Source organism: Phenylobacterium sp., from assembly GCF_031181185.1.
In the GTDB taxonomy this organism is placed as follows: domain Bacteria; phylum Pseudomonadota; class Alphaproteobacteria; order Caulobacterales; family Caulobacteraceae; genus Phenylobacterium.
In genome coordinates this window covers 1-7,997 of record NZ_JAPSKZ010000083.1, presented here as the reverse complement: position 1 = coordinate 7,997, position 7,997 = coordinate 1, and the positions used below count along the sequence as shown (strand labels likewise).

At 70.4% G+C, this 7,997-nt stretch carries 11 protein-coding genes and 1 pseudogene; 3 read left to right on the top strand and 9 right to left on the bottom strand.

Annotated elements, in window-relative coordinates:
- The 5 genes and pseudogenes from RIF93_RS11600 to RIF93_RS11580 all read right to left on the bottom strand — a co-directional run.
- Positions 1 to 527: pseudogene (locus RIF93_RS11600) on the bottom strand (S9 family peptidase); the annotation flags it as partial.
- A 68-nt stretch (positions 528 to 595) separates the two neighbouring features.
- Positions 596 to 1,027, bottom strand: a complete 432-nt coding sequence (locus tag RIF93_RS11595; RefSeq protein WP_309091472.1) for a DUF1178 family protein — start codon at positions 1,025 to 1,027, stop codon at positions 596 to 598.
- Between the two features lie 12 nt (positions 1,028 to 1,039).
- Positions 1,040 to 1,855: a carbon-nitrogen hydrolase family protein gene (locus RIF93_RS11590; RefSeq protein ID WP_309091486.1), complete on the bottom strand. Its 816-nt coding sequence runs from the start codon at positions 1,853 to 1,855 to the stop codon at positions 1,040 to 1,042.
- A 50-nt stretch (positions 1,856 to 1,905) separates the two neighbouring features.
- Positions 1,906 to 2,166: a glutaredoxin 3 gene (gene grxC, locus RIF93_RS11585; RefSeq protein ID WP_309091470.1), complete on the bottom strand. Its 261-nt coding sequence runs from the start codon at positions 2,164 to 2,166 to the stop codon at positions 1,906 to 1,908.
- A gap of 46 nt (positions 2,167 to 2,212) precedes the next feature.
- A complete protein-coding gene (locus RIF93_RS11580; RefSeq protein WP_309091469.1) occupies positions 2,213 to 2,992 on the bottom strand; it encodes a ComF family protein in 780 nt (259 codons plus the stop codon).
- Here RIF93_RS11580 and RIF93_RS11575 point away from each other — a divergent pair.
- Together RIF93_RS11575 and RIF93_RS11570 are read left to right on the top strand one after the other, a co-directional pair.
- Entirely contained in the window at positions 2,991 to 3,809 is an 819-nt protein-coding gene (locus RIF93_RS11575; RefSeq protein ID WP_309091468.1) for a methyltransferase domain-containing protein, read from the top strand. The two genes, RIF93_RS11580 and RIF93_RS11575, sit on opposite strands and share 2 nt — an antisense overlap.
- Before the next feature lie 97 nt (positions 3,810 to 3,906).
- Positions 3,907 to 4,824: a hypothetical protein gene (locus RIF93_RS11570; protein ID WP_309091466.1), complete on the top strand. Its 918-nt coding sequence runs from the start codon at positions 3,907 to 3,909 to the stop codon at positions 4,822 to 4,824.
- Here the strand turns inward: RIF93_RS11570 and RIF93_RS11565 are convergent.
- Positions 4,821 to 5,237, bottom strand: coding sequence for a secondary thiamine-phosphate synthase enzyme YjbQ (locus RIF93_RS11565; protein WP_309091464.1), 417 nt, complete (start codon positions 5,235 to 5,237; stop codon positions 4,821 to 4,823). The genes RIF93_RS11570 and RIF93_RS11565 overlap by 4 nt on opposite strands.
- Positions 5,237 to 5,641: an 8-oxo-dGTP diphosphatase MutT gene (gene mutT / locus RIF93_RS11560; RefSeq protein WP_309091462.1), complete on the bottom strand. Its 405-nt coding sequence runs from the start codon at positions 5,639 to 5,641 to the stop codon at positions 5,237 to 5,239. The genes RIF93_RS11565 and mutT overlap by 1 nt, the downstream gene beginning before the upstream one ends.
- 286 nt (positions 5,642 to 5,927) lie before the next feature.
- On the opposite strand from mutT, the gene RIF93_RS11555 reads away from it, so the two are divergent.
- Positions 5,928 to 7,343, top strand: coding sequence for a DEAD/DEAH box helicase (locus RIF93_RS11555; RefSeq protein WP_309091460.1), 1,416 nt, complete (start codon positions 5,928 to 5,930; stop codon positions 7,341 to 7,343).
- On the opposite strand, the gene cutA is transcribed toward RIF93_RS11555, so the two are convergent.
- A complete protein-coding gene (cutA, locus tag RIF93_RS11550; RefSeq protein ID WP_309091458.1) occupies positions 7,340 to 7,657 on the bottom strand; it encodes a divalent-cation tolerance protein CutA in 318 nt (105 codons plus the stop codon). The two genes, RIF93_RS11555 and cutA, sit on opposite strands and share 4 nt — an antisense overlap.
- 11 nt (positions 7,658 to 7,668) lie before the next feature.
- The coding region (locus RIF93_RS11545; RefSeq protein ID WP_309091456.1) for a bifunctional ornithine acetyltransferase/N-acetylglutamate synthase at positions 7,669 to 7,997 on the bottom strand (329 nt) is incomplete at its 5' end.

Genomic DNA, 7,997 nt, shown 5'->3' with positions numbered 1-7,997 from the left:
GAGCCGACTTGGTTCCTGAACAGGGACAGTCGGCCGCGCCCCCCTTCGAAGACAACGCCCTCCACCAGGACGACGGGCTTGCCGTCCACCATCCGGACCTCGGGCATGTCGGCGATGGTGTTCATCGCGTCGACCTCGCCGACGTTCCGCAGAAGCGGCTGGGTCTTGCGAGTTTCGAGATCGAAGACGAACCCCATGAACCACTCTCGCCGAGCATTCGTCAGGAACATCGGCGCCGCGGTTACCGAGGTGACGATCACCAGGTGTCCATCGCCGGCCCAATCCAGCGCGCGGACCTTCACGTCACCGGTCGTGGCGCGCACGATCGGCTTGTCCGACGTCAGGTCATGCACGACGAGCGCCCGTTGCTCGCCGTTGGTGACGATCATCGCCAGGGCTTGGCCGCCGGGAGAAACGACTGCGTTCTCGATGTTCGGCAGCTTGCCGTAGGCGGTGAGCGGCGCGCCCTCTGCTGAGGACGTCACAATGGCGGCCGCCGCCAGCGCACCCAGCCAACTCTTCCACATCACCCGGACGCCCCCATCCCTGCACTCTCAGATTGCAGGCGCAGCTCGGCTCCCGCAAGAGGCGGGGACTAGTTCACATCCGTCTTCTTCGGCGGCTCGGGCGGCAGGGGCGCGACGGGGATGCCGTCTTCGACCAGTTCGCGGACCTCTTTCGGGGTCGCCTGGCCGTAGATGCCGCGCTCTTCCGAACGCCCCTCGTGGATGGCGCGGGCTTCCTTGGCGAAGGCGTCGCCCACGTCGTCGAAGTTCTCCTCGACGTGCCGGCGAATGCGCGAAAGGGCCTCCATCATCATGGCCTTCGGAGGACCCGAGACCTCGTCCTGCACCGTCTTGCGCGTGCCCGCGACGGCCGGCGCCATGATCTGCTTGCGAACCGCCTTGCTGGCGCAGACGGGGCATTCCAGCAGGCCCCGCGCGTGCTGGTCGTCGTAGTCCGCTGACGAGCCGAACCACCCTTCGAAGGCGTGCTCGCGGTCGCAGGTGAGGGCGTACTTGATCATCGCGCCTTGGATTTAGGGACCCGTGAAGGCCCGCGCATTGGCGAGCGCCGGGATCGCGGTGCGCGCCTTCTCGACCGCGGCCGGATCGAGGTCGGCGAGAAGCACGTCCGGCTCGTCGTGGTCAAGCTTGCCGATCACCTCGCCCCAAGGGCCGACGACGATGGAACGGCCCCAGGTGCCGCGGCCATCCTCGTGGAAGCCGCCTTGGGCGGGCGCGATCACGTAAGCGCCTGTCTCGATGGCGCGGGCCCGCATCAGCACCTCCCAATGCGCCTCCCCCGTGGGACGGGTGAAGGCGGCGGGGATGGCCATCACCTGGGCGCCGGCCAAGGCCAGCGCGCGGTACAGGGCCGGGAAGCGCAGGTCGTAGCAGATGGAGTGCCCGAACTTCAGGCCGTCGACCTCGCTCACCACCGCCCGGTCGCCCGGCGTGTAGGTCTCGGACTCGCGCGCCGTCTCACCCGTGGGCAGGTCGACGTCGAACATGTGCAGCTTGTCGTAGGTGGCTCGCAGCCCGCCGTCGGGGGCGATCAGCGCCTGGCGATTGGCCACCTTGCCGCCCTCGCGCAGCACCAGCACCGAGCCCGCCAGCACCCAGACGCCGAACTCCCGGGCAAGCGCCTGAAGGCCGAGCACGACCGGATCCTCGTCCAACGTCCTCAGCTGCGGCAGCAGCTTCGCGCGGTCCTTCTGCAGGATGTTGGAGCCTTCGGGCGTGGCGATCAGGCGTGCGCCGCCCGCGGCCGCTTCCCGCACCAGCGGTTCGAGGTGCGCCAGCGCTGCGTCGAGCGTGGCGGGCGTGCGCGTCTGTATCAGGCCGACCTTCATCATCGGCCGTCATATAGGCGGCCGGCTGCGAAGGCGTGAAGACCTGCGCCTTAGGCTGCGTGCTGTAGCAGAGGGTCGAGCTTTCCTTCCCGCTCGAGGGCCATCATGTCGTCGCACCCGCCGATGTGGCGGTCGCCGATGAAGATCTGCGGGAAGGTCATGCGACCGGAGCGCTGGACCATCTCCGCCTTCTTCTCGGGGTCGAACGCGGCCTCGATCTCGGTGAACTCGACGCCCTTCTGTTCGAGCAGGCTCACGGCCCGGATGCAGTAGGGGCAGTAGGGCTTCGTATAGATCGTGACGTTTGCCATGGCGCCTTAACGAGAGACCCGTCCGCAAAGGTTCAATAACGACGCTTCATATGGTGAGTCCCGCCGCTTCCTTAACCCTCGCCACGACGGCGAGGTCCACGGCCGACGCGCCGGCCGCCTTCAGCGCGCGGGCGCAGCCCTCCGCGGTGGCGCCGGTCGTGAGCACGTCGTCGACCAGCAGGATGCGCAGACCCGCGACACGGTGGCGGCGGCCGGCGGGGACCTCGAACGCGCCCGCCACGTTGCGCCGGCGGCCCGAGCCCGACTTGCCGCCCTGGGTGGCGGTCGCGCGGCGCCGGACCAGCGTGTCGGGCAGGTAGGGCGTCCCCGTAAGGCGGCTGAGCGCCCGGGCGATCTCGGCCGCCTGGTTGTAGCGCCGGCCCAGCAGACGCAGCCGGTGCAGCGGTACGGGCGCGATGGCGTCGGCGTCCTCGATCAGCTCGCGCGCAGCCCGCGACAGCCACCGCGCCATCAGCGGCGCAAGGTCGGTGCGGTCGGCGTGCTTCAGCTTCAGGATCGGCTCGCGGGAAGTCTCGTTATACAGGCAGGCCGCCCGCGCCCGGTCGAACGCCCGCGGCTTGGCCTGACAGGGGGCGCAGCGGGCCCCGGGGTCAAAATCGAAGGGCGCGCCGCAGCCGTCGCACACCGGCCCATCCAGGAAGTGGATGCGGCTCCACACCGGGCTCGAGAACCCGCCGGCCAAGGGCCGCGGCCCGCCATCGAGGGTCTGGGGCGGAAAAACCAGGTCCAGCGCACCGCGCCAGAGCCCTTTCAGCCGCGGGCCCGGTTCCCATCGGCGTGTGAAATCGCCATGTTCCGCGGCCATGCCCGCGCCACCCCGCCTCTTTGATCGCGCCTTGCACCGCATACGCCTGGACCGGGCGGCCCGGGACTATGCGAACGCCGACTTCCTCCAGCGCCGGGCCGCCGAGGACGTGGCCGAGCGCCTGGCGCCGATCATGCGGGACTTCCCCGTGGCCGTCGACCTCTCAGCCCGGACCGGGGCGTTCCGCGAGGCGCTGGAGCGCGGCGACGCGAAGGACCGGGTGGGCTTCCTCGTGGAGGCCGACCTGTCGCACCGGATGCTGCAGGGCCGGGCCGGCGCCCGTGTCGTGCTGGACGAGGAGCGTCTGCCCTTCTCCGACGCCCGCCTCGACCTGATCGTCTCGACGCTGGGCCTGCACTGGACCAACGACGTGGTCGGCGCGCTGATCCAGGCGCGGCGGGCGCTGAAGCCGGACGGCCTCTTCATCGGGGCCTTCCTGGGCGGCGTGACCCTGACCGAGCTTCGCCAGTCCCTGGTCGCCGCCGAGAGCGAGATCCTGGGCGGCGCGGGCAGCCGCGTCTCGCCCTTCGCCGACACGGCCGACGCCGCGGGCCTGCTGCAGCGGGCCGGCTTCTCCATGCCGGTCGCCGACGTGGACACCGTCACCGTCACCTACGACCACCCGCTGAAGCTGCTCTTCGACCTGCGCCAGATGGGCGAGACCAGCGTGCTGGCCGACCGCCATCCCAAGAAGCTGACCCGCCCCCTGATGACCCGGGCCTTCGAGATCTATTTCGAGCGCTTCCGCGACGAGGACGGCCGCATCCCGGCCACGTTCGAGATCATCACGCTCACCGGCTGGGCCCCGGCCCACTAGGCAAAATCAGCCGCGACAAACCGCCACGGCCACGCTCGCCCACGACCCTCGCTACGGTGGCGCTTCGGGGGGCGTCTCGTCGACTTGGGGTCAGACGTTGCGCATCAGAACTATCGAAAGCCTCGGCGCCGTCGCCGCGGCCGTGGCGATCATGCTGGCCGGGTGCTCGGCCGGCCTGCGGGCGAGCGCGCCCGTTCCTCCGCCGAAAGCTTCCGCCACCTATGTGGACGTGGGCCTCGCCGGCCAGGCCGGCGCGTTCGAAGCCTTCACCCGCCGCGCCAGCGGCGTCTCGCCGGCGTTCTCCGGCCTCGCAGATGTGAACCAGGGGCTGCAGGCCGGGGCGGCCTATGAGCCGAAACAGCTCGAGGCGGGGATGATCGCCTATGCCGCCATGGCCGCCCTGCAGGAGCCGGCCTTCGTCGCCGGCGTGAAGAAGGCCGGCGGCCGCGACCTGGCCCGGCGCCTCGCCGCCGACCCCGACGCCGCGCTCGACCTTCCCGGCGGCCAGGCCGCCGCCGGCCGCGCCAACGCCGCCCTGTACCGCCGCGGCGAAGCCCTGGCCGCCGCGGGCGGGCGCGTGAAGACGGCCGCCTATTCCGTCCAGAAGCAGGGCTGGTCCAAGGCCAAGGTCACAAACGGTCCCGCCCGCCTCGCCCAGGTGAAGCGCATCTCCACCGCCGGCTACCGCCCGACGGCCGAGGACCGCGCCCGGCTGACCGCCGCCGTGGCCGAGGGCGGCCGCCGCGGCGGCGCGAGTCCTGTGGTTTCCCGCGGCGTTGCGCTGGCGGCGCTGACGGTGCTGGGCCAGGAAGGACAGGGCCGCGCCCTGCTCTCCGAGCCGCGTTCGGGCGCGTGCCTGCGCTGGGCCAAGATGAACTTCCACCAGTGCTTGGCCAGCGCCGGGACCCAGTACGAGGACATCTACTGCCTGGGCGTGCACGCCATGGCCGAAACCGGCCAATGCGTGGTTGACGCCACCAAGCCCGCCCGGATCCGCCGCGCCGCGGCCGACTAGTCGCCCAGCAGGTGGAGGACGACCTCGCGGCGGTGCGGCCGCGCCCGGTGCTCGAACAGGTAGATCCCCTGCCACGTCCCGAGCGCCAGCCGGCCGCCCGTCAGCGGGATCGAGAGCTGCACCGTCGTGAGCGCGGTCCGCAGATGGGCCGGCATGTCGTCCGGCCCCTCGTCCTGATGCCGGTAAGACGCGCTCTCGGGCGCAAGCCGCGCCACCCAGTCCTCCAGGTCGCGGCGCACGTCGGGATCGGCGTTCTCCTGGATCAGGAGGCTCGCCGAGGTGTGGCGGCAGAAGACGGTCAGCAGACCGGTCGCCATGCCCTCGCCGGCCACGAAGCTTTGAACCTCGCGCGTGATCTCGTGCAGGCCCTGCCCGGGCGTACGGATCTCCAGCGTCCGCGCGGCCTGTCGCATCAGATCAAGTCCCGAAGCCAGGCCACCAACGGCCCGTCGGCCGGCGGCATCGGATAGTCATCGAGCTGCAGCGGCTTCACCCACTTCAGCGCCTTGTGCTCGCGCGCCTGTGGCTGCCCGTCCCAGCGGCGGATCAGATAGAGCGGCATCAGGAGGTGGAAGCTCTCGTACTCGTGGCTCGCGAATACGAAGGGGGCCAGGCATGACTTCGTCACCCGGATGCCCAGCTCCTCGTCCAGTTCGCGGATCAGGCAGGCCTCGGGCGTCTCGCCGGCTTCGACCTTGCCGCCGGGAAACTCCCACAGCCCCGCCAACTGCTTGCCCTCGGGCCGCTGGCAGATCAGCACCCGGCCGTCGATATCGATGAGGGCCGCGGCGGCCACGAGCACCATGGGCTTGGTCATGGCGCCGCCTTAGCGCGACCGCGCCATATCCGCCACAGGCTGCGGCCGAATGGGCAGCGTGGGTTGACTTCACCGTCCCGAACGCCGATGTGCACCTCGCGCCTAAGAGACGGCGCTATCGGCGCTCCAGCCGCGTGGGGCCTCCTTCAAGGAGGCTCAGCCTGTCGAGCCCACCGATCTCATAGATTCGCCCATCACGCGGGGCGCTTCCCCAAAGACCCGCGACTTCCGCGACCCACGGACCTTCCGTGCGGCCGCGCTCGGCGCATACGCGAAAGATCCGTTCTTGACTCAGTTTACCGACCTTGGCCTGGCCAAGCCGCTGCTCAAGGCGTTGGCCGACGAAGGCTACGTCAATCCCACCCCGATCCAGGCGCAGGCGATCCCCGGCGTCATGGCCGGACGCGACCTCCTGGGCATCGCCCAGACGGGCACCGGCAAGACCGCCGCGTTCGCCCTGCCGATCCTCCACCGCCTGGCCGAAGACAAGAAGGCCGCGCCACGGCGCAGCGCTCGCGTTCTCGTGCTTTCGCCCACCCGCGAGCTCGCCACCCAGATCGGCGAAAGCTTCAAGGCCTATGGCAAGCACATGGGCATCAGCGTCGCCGTCGTCTTCGGCGGCGTGAAGTATGGCGGCCAGATGCGGGCGCTCGCGCCCGGCGTCGACGTGCTGGTCGCCACGCCCGGCCGCCTGATCGACCACCTGCAGGAGAAGTCCATCACGCTGGAAGGCGTCGAGACCTTCGTCCTCGACGAAGCCGACCAGATGCTGGACATGGGCTTCATCGTGCCGATCCGGCGCATCGTGAAGTTCCTGCCGCGCCAGCGCCAGAACCTGTTCTTCTCGGCCACCATGCCGAGCGAGATCGAGAAGCTGACCGGCGAGATCCTCAACCCGAACCCGCTGAAGGTCTCGGTCACCCCGGCCGCCACCACGGTGGAGCGCATCAACCAGCGCGTCCTGTTCGTGGAGCAGCAGCGCAAGCGCGCCCTGCTCTCCGAGCTGTTCGACGACGCCAGCTTCAAGCGCGTGATCGTCTTCACCCGCACCAAGCGCGGCGCCGACCGCGTGGCGCGCAGTCTGGAGCAGGTGGGCGTGGAAGCGGCCGCCATCCACGGCGACAAGAGCCAGGGCCAGCGCGAGCGCGCCCTGGCGGCGTTCAAGGCCGGCGAAGTCCGCGCCCTGGTCGCCACCGACATCGCCGCCCGCGGCATCGACATCGACGCGGTCAGCCACGTCGTCCAGTACGAGCTGCCGAACGTTCCGGAGGCCTACGTCCACCGGATCGGCCGGACGGCGCGCGCCGGCGCCGACGGCTCGGCGGTGGCGTTCTGCGCCGACGACGAGCGGAACTTGCTGAAGGACATCGAGAAGGTGACCCGCCAGCGGATCCCCAGCTTCGACCGGCGCAACGACCGCCAGCTGGGCGCGGCCACCGCCGCCCTGCCGGAAGTCGCCGGCAAGCCCGAACGCCAAGATCGGGCGGCGGCCCAGCCGCACCGCCAGGGCCACCAAAAGAAGCCGAACCGTAATCACAGCCAGGCCAAGCCGGGGCACCGCCACGAAGGCGGCCCGGCGCGCGGCGGCAATGGCGGCGGCGGCAACGGCGGCGGCGAGCGTCCCGCCTTCAAAGGGCCGCGCCGCGGCGGTGATCAGCGTTCCGGCGGCGGCAGCCGCTCGGGCGTCTGGTCGAACCGCTAACGGCGCTTGGTGCTGTCGGCGATCCAGGCCAGGTAGTCTGGGTCGCCGGCGCTTACCGGCAAGGCGACCACCTCGGGCGCCTCATAGCCGTGCAGCGCGAGGATGCGCCCATCCACCTGCTCGAACAGGTCTTCCCGCGTCTTGATCAGGAGCAGCTGCTCGTCTTGGCGCTCGATGGCGCCCTTCCAGACGTACCGGCTGCGGATCGGCACGATCTGCACGCAAGCCGCCAGCCCTTCTTCGAGCAGCGCCTCGGCGATGCGCTCGCCCTCTTCGACCAGCGCCGTCGCGGTCTGGACGATGATGGCCCTCATGCGACCTCCCGCTAGCTGCGGTAATCCCCGTTGATCTCGACGTAGCGCTTGGTGAGGTCGCACGTCCACACGGTGGAGCTGGCGCGCCCGACGCCCACGTCCACGGTGACCTCAAGCTCCTGCTTCTTCATGTAGGCGCTCATCTTCGCCTCGTCGTAGGACGGCGCGATCAGACCGTCCTGGGCGGCCCACAGGTCGCCGAACCGAACGCTGATGGAGTCGCGGTCCACCGGCTCGTCGGCCTTGCCCACCGCCATCACGATGCGGCCCCAGTTGGCGTCCTCGCCCGCGAAGGCGGTCTTCACCAGCGGGCTGTCGGCGATCGACTTGGCGATCTTGC

Coding starts and splice junctions, on each gene's coding strand:
- RIF93_RS11595 (WP_309091472.1), bottom strand. CDS start 1,027: ATGATCAAGTACGCCCTCACCTGCGACCGCGAGCACGCCTTCGAAGGG.
- RIF93_RS11590 (WP_309091486.1), bottom strand. CDS start 1,855: ATGAAGGTCGGCCTGATACAGACGCGCACGCCCGCCACGCTCGACGCA.
- grxC (WP_309091470.1), bottom strand. CDS start 2,166: ATGGCAAACGTCACGATCTATACGAAGCCCTACTGCCCCTACTGCATC.
- RIF93_RS11575 (WP_309091468.1), top strand. CDS start 2,991: ATGCCCGCGCCACCCCGCCTCTTTGATCGCGCCTTGCACCGCATACGC.
- RIF93_RS11580 (WP_309091469.1), bottom strand. CDS start 2,992: ATGGCCGCGGAACATGGCGATTTCACACGCCGATGGGAACCGGGCCCG.
- RIF93_RS11565 (WP_309091464.1), bottom strand. CDS start 5,237: ATGCGACAGGCCGCGCGGACGCTGGAGATCCGTACGCCCGGGCAGGGC.
- mutT (WP_309091462.1), bottom strand. CDS start 5,641: ATGACCAAGCCCATGGTGCTCGTGGCCGCCGCGGCCCTCATCGATATC.
- cutA (WP_309091458.1), bottom strand. CDS start 7,657: ATGAGGGCCATCATCGTCCAGACCGCGACGGCGCTGGTCGAAGAGGGC.